At 70.7% G+C, this 13768-nt stretch carries 15 protein-coding genes; 7 read left to right on the top strand and 8 right to left on the bottom strand.

Features of this window, described 5'->3' with window-relative positions; all coding sequences use genetic code 11:
* Positions 1 to 58 precede the first annotated feature (58 nt).
* Positions 59 to 451 carry an SCO5389 family protein gene (locus tag ACFT32_RS35035; protein WP_382497300.1) on the bottom strand — a complete coding sequence of 131 codons (393 nt, stop codon included), beginning with the start codon at positions 449 to 451 and terminating at the stop codon, positions 59 to 61.
* 253 nt (positions 452 to 704) lie between these two features.
* On the opposite strand from ACFT32_RS35035, the gene nucS reads away from it, so the two are divergent.
* Positions 705 to 1376: an endonuclease NucS gene (gene nucS / locus ACFT32_RS35040; RefSeq protein WP_184590411.1), complete on the top strand. Its 672-nt coding sequence runs from the start codon at positions 705 to 707 to the stop codon at positions 1374 to 1376.
* Positions 1377 to 1459: 83 nt separating this feature from the next.
* On the opposite strand, the gene ACFT32_RS35045 is transcribed toward nucS, so the two are convergent.
* The 4 genes from ACFT32_RS35045 to ACFT32_RS35060 all read right to left on the bottom strand — a co-directional run bounded on the left by ACFT32_RS35045 (position 1460) and on the right by ACFT32_RS35060 (position 6327).
* Positions 1460 to 3967, bottom strand: a complete 2508-nt coding sequence (locus tag ACFT32_RS35045) for an ATP-binding protein (RefSeq protein ID WP_382497302.1) — start codon at positions 3965 to 3967, stop codon at positions 1460 to 1462.
* A 268-nt stretch (positions 3968 to 4235) separates the two neighbouring features.
* Positions 4236 to 4559, bottom strand: coding sequence for an STAS domain-containing protein (locus tag ACFT32_RS35050; RefSeq protein ID WP_003993003.1), 324 nt, complete (start codon positions 4557 to 4559; stop codon positions 4236 to 4238).
* A 149-nt stretch (positions 4560 to 4708) separates the two neighbouring features.
* Positions 4709 to 5557, bottom strand: a complete 849-nt coding sequence (locus ACFT32_RS35055) for a 3-hydroxyacyl-CoA dehydrogenase family protein (RefSeq protein WP_382497304.1) — start codon at positions 5555 to 5557, stop codon at positions 4709 to 4711.
* A 128-nt stretch (positions 5558 to 5685) separates the two neighbouring features.
* Entirely contained in the window at positions 5686 to 6327 is a 642-nt protein-coding gene (locus ACFT32_RS35060) for a TetR/AcrR family transcriptional regulator (protein ID WP_382497306.1), read from the bottom strand.
* A 109-nt stretch (positions 6328 to 6436) separates the two neighbouring features.
* Between ACFT32_RS35060 and ACFT32_RS35065 the strand changes: the two genes are divergently transcribed.
* Genes ACFT32_RS35065 through ACFT32_RS35075 form a run of 3 tightly spaced genes read left to right on the top strand, consistent with a single transcriptional unit; the run spans position 6437 to position 8581 of the window.
* Positions 6437 to 7219: an ATP-binding cassette domain-containing protein gene (locus ACFT32_RS35065; RefSeq protein ID WP_382497308.1), complete on the top strand. Its 783-nt coding sequence runs from the start codon at positions 6437 to 6439 to the stop codon at positions 7217 to 7219.
* Between the two features lie 26 nt (positions 7220 to 7245).
* Positions 7246 to 7995, top strand: a complete 750-nt coding sequence (locus ACFT32_RS35070; RefSeq protein ID WP_382497310.1) for an ABC transporter permease — start codon at positions 7246 to 7248, stop codon at positions 7993 to 7995.
* Between the two features lie 13 nt (positions 7996 to 8008).
* Entirely contained in the window at positions 8009 to 8581 is a 573-nt protein-coding gene (locus tag ACFT32_RS35075) for a cob(I)yrinic acid a,c-diamide adenosyltransferase (protein WP_382497312.1), read from the top strand.
* Here ACFT32_RS35075 and ACFT32_RS35080 read toward each other — a convergent pair.
* Both ACFT32_RS35080 and ACFT32_RS35085 read right to left on the bottom strand, forming a co-directional pair.
* Positions 8578 to 8766 (bottom strand): DUF5708 family protein, encoded by a 189-nt coding sequence (locus tag ACFT32_RS35080; protein WP_382497314.1) that lies wholly within the window; start codon positions 8764 to 8766, stop codon positions 8578 to 8580. The two genes, ACFT32_RS35075 and ACFT32_RS35080, sit on opposite strands and share 4 nt — an antisense overlap.
* Positions 8763 to 9347: a hypothetical protein gene (locus tag ACFT32_RS35085; RefSeq protein ID WP_382497316.1), complete on the bottom strand. Its 585-nt coding sequence runs from the start codon at positions 9345 to 9347 to the stop codon at positions 8763 to 8765. Before ACFT32_RS35085 ends, ACFT32_RS35080 begins: the two co-directional genes overlap by 4 nt.
* Before the next feature lie 152 nt (positions 9348 to 9499).
* Here ACFT32_RS35085 and ACFT32_RS35090 point away from each other — a divergent pair, with 152 nt between their 5' ends.
* The 3 genes from ACFT32_RS35090 (at position 9500) to ACFT32_RS35100 (ending at position 13287) form a co-directional block, all read left to right on the top strand.
* Entirely contained in the window at positions 9500 to 10693 is a 1194-nt protein-coding gene (locus tag ACFT32_RS35090; RefSeq protein ID WP_382497318.1) for a sensor histidine kinase, read from the top strand.
* On the top strand, positions 10690 to 11340 hold the full coding sequence (locus ACFT32_RS35095; protein ID WP_382497320.1) for a response regulator: 651 nt from the start codon (positions 10690 to 10692) through the stop codon (positions 11338 to 11340). The genes ACFT32_RS35090 and ACFT32_RS35095 overlap by 4 nt, the downstream gene beginning before the upstream one ends.
* Positions 11341 to 11463: 123 nt before the next feature.
* The gene (locus tag ACFT32_RS35100; RefSeq protein WP_382497322.1) at positions 11464 to 13287 is read left to right on the top strand and encodes a glycosyl hydrolase family 18 protein; all 1824 of its coding nucleotides are present in this window, start codon (positions 11464 to 11466) and stop codon (positions 13285 to 13287) included.
* A gap of 14 nt (positions 13288 to 13301) precedes the next feature.
* On the opposite strand, the gene ACFT32_RS35105 is transcribed toward ACFT32_RS35100, so the two are convergent.
* Positions 13302 to 13748, bottom strand: coding sequence for a DUF2550 domain-containing protein (locus ACFT32_RS35105; protein WP_382497324.1), 447 nt, complete (start codon positions 13746 to 13748; stop codon positions 13302 to 13304).
* Positions 13749 to 13768: the final 20 nt, after the last annotated feature.

The raw sequence follows: 13768 nt of genomic DNA on the forward strand, positions 1-13768 counted from the left end.
CCGCTCCGGTACAGAAACGCACCTCCCGCGTACGGAGCGGCAAGCAAGCGGCGCCGCGTCAGCAGTCCCGGAACTCGGGTGACTGGTTCAGCACCTGGCTGCGGACCGAGGTGAAGCGGTTCAGCTTCTCGTCGACCGAGGAGTCAAGCGGGAACACGGCTACCCGGTGGCAGTTCTGGAAAGCCAGCCGCACACCGAAGTGCCGTTGCAGCGCGCCGCGTATCGCGTCACTCGCAAGCGCACGCAGCAACTGACCGCGTGCCCGCTCGTCCGGCGGAGGCGTCTGGTTGTCGGCGAACGCACCGCCGTCCACCTTCAGCTGGGCCACCAGGGAGCTGATCATCTCCCACGCATAGGGCAGGGAGGTCCGGACGCAGTCGACGAATTCCGCTTCGTCGACCTCGCCTCGCTCGGCCTGTTCGAGTAGGGCCGGTGAGACGTCGAGCGACATGAGTTCTCCTCTCGCACCCCCGGCGAGCGGGGGTTGCCGGACAGATAGGGGAGGTTCGCGATACCGGACACGCTGCGTACACACCTCGCGACCTCCCGTTCATACGGTAAGCAACCGACGGTGACGGCACCAGGAGAATGCGCAGATGAGACACTCTCAATGAGCACACCCTGCACACAATCGGCCATTACCGAACACGTGTTTTCCAGGGCGAATCGCGTCGGCAGGCGCCCGTCGAGTAGCGTTGCCGACCATGCGTCTCGTCATTGCCCGCTGTTCCGTGGACTACGCCGGGCGGCTCACCGCCCACCTTCCCTCGGCCCCGCGCCTGATCCTGGTGAAGGCGGACGGCAGCGTCTCGATCCACGCCGACGACCGGGCCTACAAGCCCCTGAACTGGATGTCGCCGCCCTGCACGCTGAAGGAGGGCACCGGCGAGGAAGAGGGCGTCTGGACCGTCATCAACAAGGCGGGCGAGAAGCTCATCATCACGATGGAGGAGGTTCTCCACGACTCCTCGCACGAACTGGGCGTGGATCCCGGCCTGATCAAGGACGGCGTGGAAGCGCACCTTCAGGAGCTGCTCGCCGATCGCATCGAGACACTCGGCGACGGCTACACCCTGATCCGCCGCGAGTACCCGACGGCCATCGGGCCGGTGGACATCCTGTGTCGGGACGCCGACGGCAAGACCGTCGCGGTGGAGATCAAGCGGCGCGGTGAGATCGACGGCGTGGAGCAGCTGACGCGCTATCTGGAGCTGCTGAACCGCGACCCCCATCTCGCGCCGGTCCGCGGCGTCTTCGCCGCCCAGGAGATCAAGCCCCAGGCCCGCGTCCTCGCGACGGACCGGGGCATCGGCTGCCAGGTCCTCGACTACGACGCGATGCGCGGCATCGAGGACGACAAGCTGCGGCTGTTCTGACCGCCCCTGTCTCTGACCATCCCGACTGACGAAGAGGGCCGGGTCCGCGGAAAGCGGACCCGGCCCTGCTGTGTGTACGGGTGTCAGATCACCTGGTCCGAGCTGCTGGGCGTGCCCGGGCCGCTGCTCTGGGACGCGCTCGCGCTGGTGCTCGTGGGGGCGCTCGGCGCCGGGCCGCTGGCCGAGTCGGAGGTGGACGGGCTGGTCGTCGGCGGAGTGGTCGGCGTGGGCGTACCGGGGTCCGTCGGGGTCGGCGTCGGCGAGGTCGGCGTCGGGCTGGACGGCGGCTTGGTCGGTGACGACGGCGGCTTGGTCGGGGTGGTCGGGGGCTTCGACGAAGTAGGAGGCTTCGAGGACGTCGGCGGCTTGGACGTCGACGCCGGGTCGCTCGGATCCTGCGAACCGCTCGGTTCGTCCGTCGGAGTCGGATCGTCCGACGTGCCGGGCGTGCCGTCCGGTCCCGGGTCGGTCGGGCGGCTGGTCGCCGCGCCCGTGTCGCCGCCGCCCTCGTTCGCCGCCGGGTCGGCGCCCAGGCTGCCGTCGCCCAGGCCCTGGCTGGCCGAGGGGTTGACGCCGACCTGGTCGGAGGGCGGGTTGCGGTCCTTGTCGGAGGTGGCGCCGAGGGTCACCACCGTGCCGAGCACGGCGACGAGCAGGGCACCGGCGCCAGCGGCCACGAGGTTGCGACGGGCCAGGCCCTTGAGGCCGCCCCGGGCCTTGTGCGAGGACGCGGGCGAGCTCTGGTGGGTGACCACGGTCGGCGAGGAGGGCTGCTGGAGCGTCGGGAAGGCCGCCGGAACACCGCCGGCCGGGGACGCCGACTCCTCGTACCGGGCGTCGGGCACCTCCTCCCCCGCGGTCGGCCCGAGCCCGACCGGGGTGCCCGAGCGGTCGGAGACCAGGGCGAGGGCGCGACGGCCGGCGACGGTGCCGCGCTTGTCGGACAGGGCGCCGCGCAGGCCGATGGAGGCCTCAAGTTCGGCCCGGGCCCGGTCGAGCCGGCCGCCGCACAGGGCGAGGATTCCGAGCTCGTGGCGGAAGTAGGCCTCCTCGGCGACGTCCCCGGCGAGCCGGGCGGCCTCGGCGCCGGCCCGCAGGGCCCGTTCCCAGGCGCTCCAGTGCAGTCCGGCGGCGAACGCGGGGGCGGCGGTGCGGGCCAGGTGGACGGCCGCGCTCTCCTCGCCCTCGGCGGGGGGCCGGGTGAGGGGCCCGAGGACGGCCAGGGCCGCGAGGACGGCGTCGGACTCGGCGCACACGCGCTCCGGGGTGACCGAGGGGTGTCCGGCCCACCAGGAGTAGTGCTGGGCGGCGCTGCGGGCGCCGGCCTCGGCCTCGTCGCCGTATCCGGCGGCCTCCAGCTGGGCCGGTACGCCCGCGGCGAGCCGGTAGCGGGAGCCGACCGGGGAGACCAGACCGCAGCCGGCCAGTTCGCCGAGGGCCGCGTCCGCGTGGGTGTCGCCGACCAGGGCGGGCAGATGCGCCTGGTGCGGGACCTCGCCGCCGAGGGCGACGGCGAAGCGCAGGGTGGCGCGGGCGGAGGCGCTCAGCCGGGAGGCGAGCAGCGGGGCGGGGGCGGCGGCCTCGCCGAGCGAGGGCAGCGGTACGTCGTCCCCGTCGGCGGCGTCGTACGCCTCGGCCGGGGGCGCGTCCTCGAAGACGCCGAACTCGTCGACGGCGCTCGTCCCGGCGCGCAGATGGTCGCGCTGCCGCAGCAGTGCGCCTGCCTGGACGAAGCGCAGCGGGAGGCCCTCGGACTCGAACCAGAGGTCACCCGCCCAGTTGGACTCCTCCTCGGTGAGGGACCGGCCGACGGCGTGCTCCAGCAGGTCGAGTCCGGCCGCGCGGTCCAGGCCACCGAGGGCGACCTCCTCGACGGCGGAGCCTGCGGAGGGAGCGGGCACGTCCGGGGTGGCGCCGAGCAGGAAGGCGCACTCGGGGGTCGCCTCCAGCAGCTCGTCGAGCGCGGCGCCGCCGAACTCGATGTCGTCGAGGACGACGACCGCGCCGATCTGACGGAGGTGGGTGAGCAGTTCGTCCTGGTCCGGGCGGTACAGGGGGGCGCTGAAGACGGCACGGAAGAGCTCGTACCGCAGGTCGCCGGAGGTGCGGCCGAAGCCGTTGAGGCGGACGACGCCGTCGGGGGCGAGGTCCGAGCAGTCCTCGGCGACGAGGTCGAGGAGGCGGGTGCGGCCCGAGCCGGCGGGTCCGGTGAGACGGACTGAGCGGCCGCGGGCGAGCAGGCGCACCAGTCGCTCGCGTTCGTCCTGGCGGGCCAGCAGGGGCAGGGCGGGACGCGCGGGGCCGGGCGGGACGGGCGGCCGGGCCGCGCGCTCGGCCTCGGCGCGTTCGGCCGTGGTGAGCTTCACGGGCCGGGCGGGCCGTTCGGCGGGCGGGCAGGCCTCTATCTCGCTGCCGTCGACGGGGTTGACCGTCAGCAGGAAGTCGCCGGCGACGAGCCGCACCGTGCGGGCGAGCGCCGGCGCGTGCTGCGCGAAGTCGGGTGTGAGGGAGTCCCGGGGCGGGCGCTGGCGCGGCCCCTGGCCGTCGCCCTCGTGGCCGTACTCCTCGGGTCCCGGGGTGTTCGGGTCCATAAGTCAAGCCCCCCAAAAGCGGGTGTGTGCTGTGAAAGCCCCTCCCGGCCTTGCTGCACACCGCGCTGTCGCTTCTGGTCCGGGCCCGCTCGAAGGGTGGCAAGGCAGCGGGCAGCCGAACCCTAAACCATTCGCACAGTATCTACGACAGTCCGGGGTACCGCGGCGTCCGAGACGTCACGGTCTCGTGAGGATTGTGCTCGTCGCACGATTCGACAAGGTCCGTCCGGGTCTCCCCGGTCGCCCGGTTCACACCCGTACTCCGGCGTCACACGCGGGGCAGTGTCTCCACCCCGATGCCCCCTTCGATCGCCAGGATCCGGTGCAGGCGGGTGGCCACCAGCAGGCGCTGCATCTGCGGCGGTACACCGCGCAGCACCAGGCGCCGGCCGCAGCGGCCGGCCCGCCGGTGGGCTCCCATGATCACGCCCAGTCCGGTGGCGTCCCAGGAGTCCAGTTCGGACAGGTCGAGCACGAGGTCGCCGACTCCGTCGTCGACGGCCGAGTGCAGGACCGTACGGGCGTCCGCCGCGCTCCGGACGTCGAGGCGGCCCCCGACGACCAGCTCGGCGTGGTCGCCCCTGATGTGCATATGCGCTCCCCGTGCGTGCGTCTCGTGCTCCGCGTTCTGATGCCGGTGATGCAACCTCTGACTGTGTGGAGGCGGCAGAGGTTGCTTCCTGTAAGCGAACCGATACCGAATTCACCCGGGGGTGTGATGCCCCCGGGGCATGTGCGGTTTCAGTGCTTGTAGAAGCCCTGCCCGCTCTTGCGTCCGATGTCACCGGCGTCAACCATCCGGCGCATCAGCTCGGGAGCCGCGAACTTCTCGTCCTGGGACTCGGTGTAGATGTTGCTGGTGGCGTGCAGCAGGATGTCGACGCCCGTCAGGTCCGCCGTCGCCAGCGGTCCCATGGCGTGGCCGAAGCCCAGCTTGCAGGCGAGGTCGATGTCCTCGGCGCTCGCCACGCCCGACTCCTGCAGCTTCGCGGCCTCGACGACCAGGGCGCAGATGAGACGGGTCGTCACGAAGCCGGCCACGTCGCGGTTGACGACGATGCAGGTCTTGCCGACCGACTCGGCGAACTCCCGGGCCTTGGCGAGGGTTTCGTCGCTGGTCTTGTAGCCGCGGACCAGTTCGCACAGCTGCATCATCGGCACCGGCGAGAAGAAGTGCGCGCCGACGACCCGCTCGGGGCGCTCCGTCGCGGCCGCGATCTTGGTGATCGGGATGGCGGAGGTGTTGGAGGCGAGGATCGCCTCGTCCTTCACGAGCTTGTCGAGCGTGCGGAAGATCTCGTGCTTGATCTCGAGCTTCTCGAAGACGGCCTCGACGACGACGTCCGCGTCGGCCACGGCGTCCAGGTCGGTGGTGGCGGTGATCCGGGCGAGGGCGGCGTCGGCGTCGTGCGCCTCCAGCTTGCCCTTGGCGACGAACTTGTCGTACGAGGCCTTGATTCCGTCGGTGCCCCGCTTCAGCGCCTCGTCCGTGACGTCGCGCAGGACCACGTCCCAGCCCGCCTGTGCCGATACCTGGGCGATGCCGGCTCCCATGAGGCCGGCTCCGATGACGGCGAGCTTCCCTGCCACGTTACGACTCCCTGCTGACACGGCTCTTATGTATGCCTCTCGGGCGGACACTAGCGCTCGTGAGGCGCTGTGTGACCGCTAAGTAACGCGCGTCACGTCTCACATGACGGACATCACACCGGGCAGGGTCATGCGGCGCCTCGTACGGCGTAGTTGAGCACGTTCTCGCTCAACAGCTCCTCGATGTCGTCGAGGAGGACGAGCATCTCTCGTGATACTTCGTCCGGGTTGCGCCCCTTGACCATCTCGCGGCCGACGGCGGCGAAGACGGTGCCGTGGATCCAGCAGATCTGACCGGCGATCAGCCCCGGCAGCGGGTCGCCGTCACCGGCGCCGGTCTCCTCGCGGAGGGTCGCCTCCAGGTTGTCCTGGACCTCCTGCTGGATGCTCCACAGCCGGGAGCGCAGCGGCGGCGCCTCGTCGATGCAGCGCATGAAGCGGTCGTAGCCCTCGATGAGGCCCATCCGGGGCGAGACGGCCTCGGTCTCGGCGCGCAGCTCGCGCAGCACCGCCCGGGTGGCCGACTCTCCCGTGTCCCGGCCGCGCACCCAGCGGGAGAGGCGGTCGACGACGCCCTGGGAGCGGTCGAAGAAGAGGTCCTCCTTGGCCGGGAAGTAGTTGTAGACGGTGTTCACGGAGACGTCGGCCGCCTCCGCCACCTCCGCGATCGTCACCGTCACGAACCCGTGCTCCAGGAACAGCCCGGTGGCGATGTCCGAGATGCGCTGCCTGGTCTCGCGCTTCTTCCGCTCCCTGAGCCCTTCAGCCATGTCCGAATCCTAGCTTCCCTGGGGACTCCCAAAACTTGGAGTCATTGCAAACTTTAAGAGACTCTGTTTTTCTGTAGCCATGAAGAACAGGGGCATGGAGAACAGGGGCATGGCGATCATCAGTACGGCCGGACTGGCCCGTACCTTCCGGACGAAGCGCGGCCCGGTCGAGGCCGTGCGCGGCATCGACCTGACCGTCCGCGAGGGCGAGATCCTCGGCTTCCTCGGCCCGAACGGCGCCGGCAAGACGACGACCCTGCGGATGCTGACGACCCTGCTGGAGCCGACCGGCGGGGCCGCCACCGTCGCGGGCCACGACCTGGCGACCGATCCGACGGGGGTACGGCGGGCCTGCGGCTACGTCGCGCAGTCCGGCGGGGTCGACCCGCAGATCACCGTGCGGGAGGAACTGGTCACCCAGGGGCGCCTGTACCGCCTGACCAGGGCGCGCGCCGCCGAGCGCGCCGAGGAGCTGGCCCGCGACCTTGGCCTCACCGAACTGCTCGACCGCAAGTGCGCCGCGCTCTCCGGCGGACAGCGGCGGCGCCTGGACATCGCGATGGCGCTCACCCACCGCCCGAAGGTGCTGTTCCTCGACGAGCCGACGACCGGCCTCGACCCCGGCAGCCGTGCCGACCTGTGGGACCTGGTGCGCCGGCTGCGCGACGAGCACGGCACGACCGTCTTCCTGACCACCCACTACCTCGACGAGGCCGACGCGCTCTCCGACCGGCTGGTCGTCGTCGACCAGGGCGTGGTGGTCGCCGAGGGCACCCCGACCGCGCTGAAGCTCCGGTACGGCGGCTCGCTCGACGCCTCGCTCCAGGACACCTTCCTCGCCATCACCGGCCGCAGCGCAGCACCCGCCGACCAGACCCCCGTCACCGTCTGAGAACCAGAGGACACAGAGGACCCCCGATGCTGTTGCACGACACCGCGCTCGTCTACGGGCGCTATCTCCGCCAGTCCCTGCGCTCCCGATTCGCACTGCTCTTCGGCGTCCTGATGCCGCTGCTGTACCTGCTGTTCTTCGGCCCTCTGCTCACGGACCTGCCGCTGGGCGAGCGGGGCAGCTCCTGGCAGGTGCTCGTCCCCGGCCTGCTGCTCCAACTGGGCCTGTTCGGGGCGTCGTTCGCCGGCTTCTCGATCATCATCGAGAAGGGTCACGGGGTGGTCGAACGCATGCGTGTCACCCCGGTCAGCCGACTGGCCCTGCTGCTCGGCCGGGTGCTGCGGGACGCCACGGTGTTCGTCTTCCAGGCGGTGCTGCTGGTGCTGGCGGCGATGGCGATGGGCCTGCGGGCCCCGCTGGCCGGCGTCTTGATCGGCTTCGGGTTCGTCGCCCTGCTCTCGCTCTCGCTGGCCTCGCTGTCGTACGCGCTGGCGATGAAGCTGAGCACCCCGCAGAGCTTCGGCCCGGCGATCAACGCGCTGACCATGCCGTCCATGCTCCTGTCCGGCCTGATGCTGCCGATGACGCTGGGCCCGGCCTGGCTGGACGTCCTGTCGCACCTCATGCCGTTCCGCTATCTGGTGGACGCGGTGCGGGACGCCTACGTCGGCAGCTACGCGACGGCGCCCATGCTGTACGGCGTCCTGGTGGCCGTCGGCCTCACGGCTCTGTCCGTGACAGTGGGCACACGCGTGTTCCGAACCGCCGGAGCGTAACTACGCTGGCCACATGGTCAATCTGACGCGCATCTACACCAGGACCGGCGACCAGGGCACCACCGCCCTCGGTGACATGAGCAGGGTCGCCAAGACCGACCTCAGGATCTCCGCGTACGCCGACGCCAACGAGGCGAACGCGGCGATCGGCGCTGCGATCGCCCTGGGCGGCCTGGACGAGGAGGTCGTCAAGGTCCTCACCCGTGTGCAGAACGACCTGTTCGACGTGGGCGCGGACCTGTCGACGCCGGTGGTGGAGAACCCGGAGTTCCCGCCGCTGCGGGTCGAGCAGTTCTACATCGACAAGCTCGAAGCCGACTGCGACCGCTTCAACGAGCGGCTGGAGAAGCTGCGGTCCTTCATCCTTCCGGGCGGCACCCCGGGCGCGGCCCTGCTCCACCAGGCCTGCACGGTCGTACGCCGGGCGGAGCGCTCGACGTGGGCCGCCCTGGAGGTGCACGGCGAGACGATGAACCCCCTGACGGCGACCTACCTCAACCGCGCCTCCGACCTGCTGTTCATCCTCGCGAGGACGGCGAACAAGCAGGTCGGAGACGTGTTGTGGGTGCCGGGCGGAGAGCGCTAGGTTCTCCCCCGCGCGGCGTGGTAGAGGCCGTTGGCGGAGAGGACCCCGCCGACGATCATCATCACGATGCCGACCTTGGTGAGGGTGACGACGGGGACGTCCACGTCTCCGGTGAAGCGCCACAGCAGCAGGCCGATCAGGAAGGTGACGACGCCTTCGGTCAGATACTGCTTCGCCTTGGTCATGACTGGATCCTCTCCTTCGATGTGCTGACGGTGGTGTCCTGCTCCCCGGCGGAGGGCTTGCGCGGCCAGACGAAGTAGCTCAGCGCGATCAGGCCGTGGATGCCGGCCGCGCGCCAGGCCGTAGAGCGCCAGCTCTCCAGGGAGGTGACGCGGCTCGGGTCGTCCACGTACCAGATGGCGCCCTGGAGCAGCACGGTCGCGACGACCGCGCCGACCAGCGTGCCCAGCCAGATCCTGGCCTCGTGGCGCGCGCGGGCCATGCCGTCGCGCGGAGGCCGCTGCGGAGGCGGGGCACCGCCGAACCGGTGGGCCGCGTGGCCGTCGAGCCACTTCACCGTGCGGTGGCCGTGCCCGACGGTGTAGCCGATGTACAGCGCGGCCAGGCCGTGCGTCCAGTTCGGGTCGGCACCGTTCTTCAGGTCCAGCGCGGTGGCGACCAGCAGGACGACCTCCAGCAGCGGCTCGCAGAGCAGCAGCGCCAGGCCGGTGCGCGGCATCTTCAGCAGGTAGCGGGCGCCCAGTCCGGCGGCCAGCAGTACCCAGAAGCCGATCTCGCAGGCGGCGATCAGTGCGACGATCACGGTTCGCTCCTCTCGGTCACCTTCAAGGCTCCCGGTCGGTGCGGCCGGAATCGTCGTCGCGACTGACGAACCCGCGGTACATCGAAAGATGCAGCCAGGGACCCTACGCGGGGATCACGCACGAGGCGCCACGGCCGTGTTGGGATGGAGTCATGGCCGTACGACTCCCCCGCCCACGCCGCTTCGACGTCCACATCGCGCTGGGCGGGCTGCTCGGCGGGCTGCTGCTGTGGGGCGTCGGTCTGGCCACCCGGCCGCACACCGAGGTGTACGTGCTCCTGCCGGGCCGCTGGCCGGTGCTGCTGCCGCTCTTCGTCATGGCCGGCTGCGAGCTGCTGCGCCGCGCCGCCCCGCGCACCGCCCTGCTCACCGGCACGGCCGCGATCGTCCTGGACACCCTCACGCAGGGCAACCTGGTCACGATCCTGATGTACACCGACCTGATGTACGCGGCCGTCCTGTACGGCACGCCCTCCTCGGCCCGCCGCATTCCGCGGATCACCGGGCTGCTCTCGGTGATCGGGGCCGTGGTGCCGTTCGCCCTGTGGCGCGAGCCCGAGGCGCTGCTGATCGGTGTGGTCACGGGCATCGTGGCCTTCGGTCCCGCCGCCACCGGTCTGATCGTCCGCAACCACCGCGACGCGGCCGAGTCCGCCCGGCTGCGCGCCGAGCAGACCGCGCTGCTCGCCGAGATGGACCGCACCCAGGCGGTGACCGCCGAACGTGCCCGGATGGCCCGCGAACTGCACGACATGGTCGCCAACCACCTGTCCGCGATCGCCATCCACTCCACGGCCGCCCTCTCCCTCGACGACCCGAAGACCTCCCAGGACGCCCTGGTCGTCATCCGCGAGAACAGCGTGGAGGGGCTCTCGGAGATGCGGCGGCTGATCGGCATCCTGCGCGACAGCAGCGGTGACCTGGAACCGGCCGCGGCCCCGACGCTCGACGGTCTCGGCTCGCTGGTGGAGGGCGCCCGCGCCAACGGCCTCGACGTCACGCTGGACACCGGCCAGGGCGAGGTGCCGGCCCCCGTCGAACTCGCCGCCTACCGGATCGTGCAGGAGTCGCTGACCAACGTCCTCAAGCACGCCGCGTCGGGACGGGTCGCCGTGTCCCTCGCCCAGCGGGACGGCTCGCTCGTCGTCACCGTGACCAGCCCGTACGGTGACCGGGACGCTCCCCGCGCGCCCGGTTCCGGCGCCGGTCTGGTCGGTATGCGCGAGCGGGTGGCGCTGCTGGGCGGCACGTTCGAGGCCGGCCCCGAGGACTCGCCGGACGGCAAGATCTGGGCCGTACGCGCCACACTTCCCGTCAACGACACCGTCGAAGGAGACACCGCATGAGCCGGCCCGTCCGGGTCCTCGTCGCCGAGGACCAGTCCGCCGTCCGCGCCGGACTGGTCCTCATCCTGCGCAGTGCGCCCGACATCGAGGTGGTCGGCGAGGCGGCGGACGGCGAGCAGGCGGTGGCGCTGGCCCGCGAGCTGCGGCCTGACCTGGTGCTGATGGACGTTCAGATGCCGCGCCTGGACGGCGTGTCGGCGACCCGCCAGGTCGTCACGGAAGGGCTCGCCGATGTGCTGGTGCTGACGACCTTCGACCTCGACGAGTACGTCTTCGGGGCGCTGCGGGCGGGCGCGTCCGGCTTCCTGCTGAAGAACACCGAGGCCAGGCAGCTGCTGGAGGCCGTACGGACGGTCGCGCGCGGGGAAGGGCTGATCTCCCCCGCGGTCACACGGCGGCTGATCGCGGAGTTCGCCGCGAAGCCGACCCGGGAGTCCACGGCCGATCCGGCCGTCCTGGACCGGCTGACCCGGCGCGAGCGCGAGGTGCTGTCCTGCCTCGGCCAGGGCCTGTCCAACGCGGACATCGCCGACCGGCTCGACATGGCCGAAGCGACCGTGAAGACCCATGTCAGCAGGCTGCTGGCGAAGCTGGAGCTGCGCAGCCGGGTGCAAGCGGCGGTGCTGGCACAGGAGTTGGGTATCTGACCCGACCGTGGGGAGTGGTGGTCCAGACCTATTGACCGGTGGTCCAGACCTTTCTATTCTCACCGCACCATGAGGGACGTGAGGCTCAGTCACGCCCCGACCACCCCACAAGGGAGGCGCAGCATGCGCTTCAGACACAGAGCCGCGGCAGGGTTCGCGACCCTGTTGCTCCCGCTGGCCGGTCTCGTCGGCCTCGCGAGCCCCGCCGAGGCCGCGACATCCGCGACCGCCACCTACGCCAAGACCCAGGACTGGGGCTCCGGCTTCGAGGGCAAGTGGACGGTGAAGAACACCGGCACGACCGCCCTCAGCTCCTGGACCGTCGAATGGGACTTCCCCTCCGGTACGTCCGTCACCTCCGCCTGGGACGCCGACGTCACCTCCTCCGGCACCCACTGGACCGCCAAGAACAAGTCCTGGAACGGCACCCTCGCCCCCGGCGCCTCCGTCTCCTTCGGCTTCAACGGCACCGGCTCCGGCTCCCCCGCGAACTGCAAGCTGAACAGCGGCAGCTGTGACGGCGGCACCACCGAACCCGGCGACAACGCACCCAGCGCCCCCGGCACGCCCAGCGCCTCGGACATCACCAACACCTCGGTGAAGCTGTCCTGGAGCGCCGCCACCGACGACAAGGGCATCAAGAACTACGACGTCCTGCGCGACGGCGCCAAGGTCGCCACCGTGACGACCACGTCGTACACGAACACCGGCCTCACCGCCGGCACCGACTACTCCTACACCGTGCAGGCCCGCGACACCGCCGACCAGACCGGCCCGGTCAGCGGCGCCCGAGCGGTGCGCACCACCGGCGGTACCACCGAGCCTCCCACCGGCGACAAGGTCAAGCTCGGCTACTTCACCGAGTGGGGCGTCTACGGCCGCAACTACCACGTCAAGAACCTGGTGTCCTCGGGCTCGGCCCCGAAGATCACCCACATCAACTACGCGTTCGGCAACGTCAAGAACGGTCAGTGCACCGTCGACGACACCTACGCCGCCTACGACAAGGCCTACACCGCCGACCAGTCCGTCAGCGGCACCGCCGACACCTGGGACCAGCCGCTGCGCGGCAACTTCAACCAGCTGCGCCAGCTGAAGGCCAAGTACCCGCACATCAAGGTGCTGTACTCCTTCGGCGGCTGGACCTACTCGGGCGGCTTCGGCCAGGCCGCGCAGAACGCCGCCGCGTTCGCCAAGTCCTGCAAGGCCGTCGTCGAGGACCCGCGCTGGGCCGACGTCTTCGACGGCATCGACATCGACTGGGAGTACCCCAACGCCTGCGGTCTGACCTGCGACACCTCAGGACCTGCGGCCTTCAGGAACCTGATGTCCGCGCTGCGCGCCGAGTTCGGCTCGAACTATCTGGTCACCGCGGCCATCACCGCCGACGGCTCCTCCGGCGGCAAGATCGACGCGGCCGACTACGGCGGCGCAGCGCAGTACCTCGACTGGTACAACGTGATGACGTACGACTACTTCGGCGCCTTCGACAAGGACGGCCCGACCGCCCCGCACTCCCCGCTCACCTCGTACCCCGGCATCCCCCAGGCCGGCTTCAACTCGGCCGACGCGATCGCCAAGCTGAAGGCGAAGGGCGTCCCGTCCGCCAAGCTGCTCCTCGGCATCGGCTTCTACGGCCGCGGCTGGACCGGCGTCACCCAGTCGGCACCGGGCGGAACGGCGACCGGCGCGGCTCCCGGCACGTATGAGGCGGGCATCGAGGACTACAAGGTCCTCAAGAACTCCTGCCCGGTCACGGGCACCGTCGCGGGCACGGCGTACGCCCACTGCGGCAGCAACTGGTGGTCGTACGACACCCCGTCGACCATCGCCGGAAAGATGAGCTGGGCCAAGAACCAGGGCCTCGGCGGCGCGTTCTTCTGGGAGTTCAGCGGCGACACCGGCAACGGAGAGCTGGTGACAGCGATCAACAACGGCCTGTCGTAAGACAGTTCGGCGAGTTACGCCACGTTGACACGCTGACCGGGCGGGGCTGCCTCAAGCCACGCGAGGAAACCGGTCAGCGCGTCTTCGCTCATCGCGAGTTCGAGACGCGAGCCCCGGTGCAGACAGGCCAGGATCACATGGTCGGAGAGCAGCGCCAGCTCCTCCTCGCCCTCAGGGACCCGGCGGCCGGCCACCTCGATCGCGGAACGCTCCAGGATGCGGCGCGGGCGCGGCGAGTACGAGAAGACGCGGTACCACTCGACACGGTCGCCGTTGTACCGGGCCACCCCGTACGCCCACCCTTTGCCGTTGGTGTCGCCCTGCTCCGGGACGCCCCAGCGCAGGCTGGCGTCGAACGTGCCGCCCGAACGCTGGATGAGCCGGCGGCGCAGACCGAAGACGAACAGTCCCACCACCACGAGCGCCACCACGATTCCGCACACAGTCAGAGCGAGGACCATCGACACCGACCTCCTCGTCT

It is taken from the genome of Streptomyces sp. NPDC057002, assembly GCF_042673825.1.
Classification (GTDB): Bacteria; Actinomycetota; Actinomycetes; order Streptomycetales; family Streptomycetaceae; genus Streptomyces.

What these genes read in the sequence shown, in the direction of transcription:
- ACFT32_RS35035 (WP_382497300.1), bottom strand. Translation starts at nt 451, where the DNA reads ATGTCGCTCGACGTCTCACCGGCCCTACTCGAACAGGCCGAGCGAGGC.
- nucS (WP_184590411.1), top strand. Translation starts at nt 705, where the DNA reads ATGCGTCTCGTCATTGCCCGCTGTTCCGTGGACTACGCCGGGCGGCTC.
- ACFT32_RS35045 (WP_382497302.1), bottom strand. Translation starts at nt 3,967, where the DNA reads ATGGACCCGAACACCCCGGGACCCGAGGAGTACGGCCACGAGGGCGAC.
- ACFT32_RS35050 (WP_003993003.1), bottom strand. Translation starts at nt 4,559, where the DNA reads ATGCACATCAGGGGCGACCACGCCGAGCTGGTCGTCGGGGGCCGCCTC.
- ACFT32_RS35060 (WP_382497306.1), bottom strand. Translation starts at nt 6,327, where the DNA reads ATGGCTGAAGGGCTCAGGGAGCGGAAGAAGCGCGAGACCAGGCAGCGC.
- ACFT32_RS35065 (WP_382497308.1), top strand. Translation starts at nt 6,437, where the DNA reads ATGGCGATCATCAGTACGGCCGGACTGGCCCGTACCTTCCGGACGAAG.
- ACFT32_RS35070 (WP_382497310.1), top strand. Translation starts at nt 7,246, where the DNA reads ATGCTGTTGCACGACACCGCGCTCGTCTACGGGCGCTATCTCCGCCAG.
- ACFT32_RS35075 (WP_382497312.1), top strand. Translation starts at nt 8,009, where the DNA reads ATGGTCAATCTGACGCGCATCTACACCAGGACCGGCGACCAGGGCACC.
- ACFT32_RS35080 (WP_382497314.1), bottom strand. Translation starts at nt 8,766, where the DNA reads ATGACCAAGGCGAAGCAGTATCTGACCGAAGGCGTCGTCACCTTCCTG.
- ACFT32_RS35090 (WP_382497318.1), top strand. Translation starts at nt 9,500, where the DNA reads ATGGCCGTACGACTCCCCCGCCCACGCCGCTTCGACGTCCACATCGCG.
- ACFT32_RS35095 (WP_382497320.1), top strand. Translation starts at nt 10,690, where the DNA reads ATGAGCCGGCCCGTCCGGGTCCTCGTCGCCGAGGACCAGTCCGCCGTC.
- ACFT32_RS35100 (WP_382497322.1), top strand. Translation starts at nt 11,464, where the DNA reads ATGCGCTTCAGACACAGAGCCGCGGCAGGGTTCGCGACCCTGTTGCTC.
- ACFT32_RS35105 (WP_382497324.1), bottom strand. Translation starts at nt 13,748, where the DNA reads ATGGTCCTCGCTCTGACTGTGTGCGGAATCGTGGTGGCGCTCGTGGTG.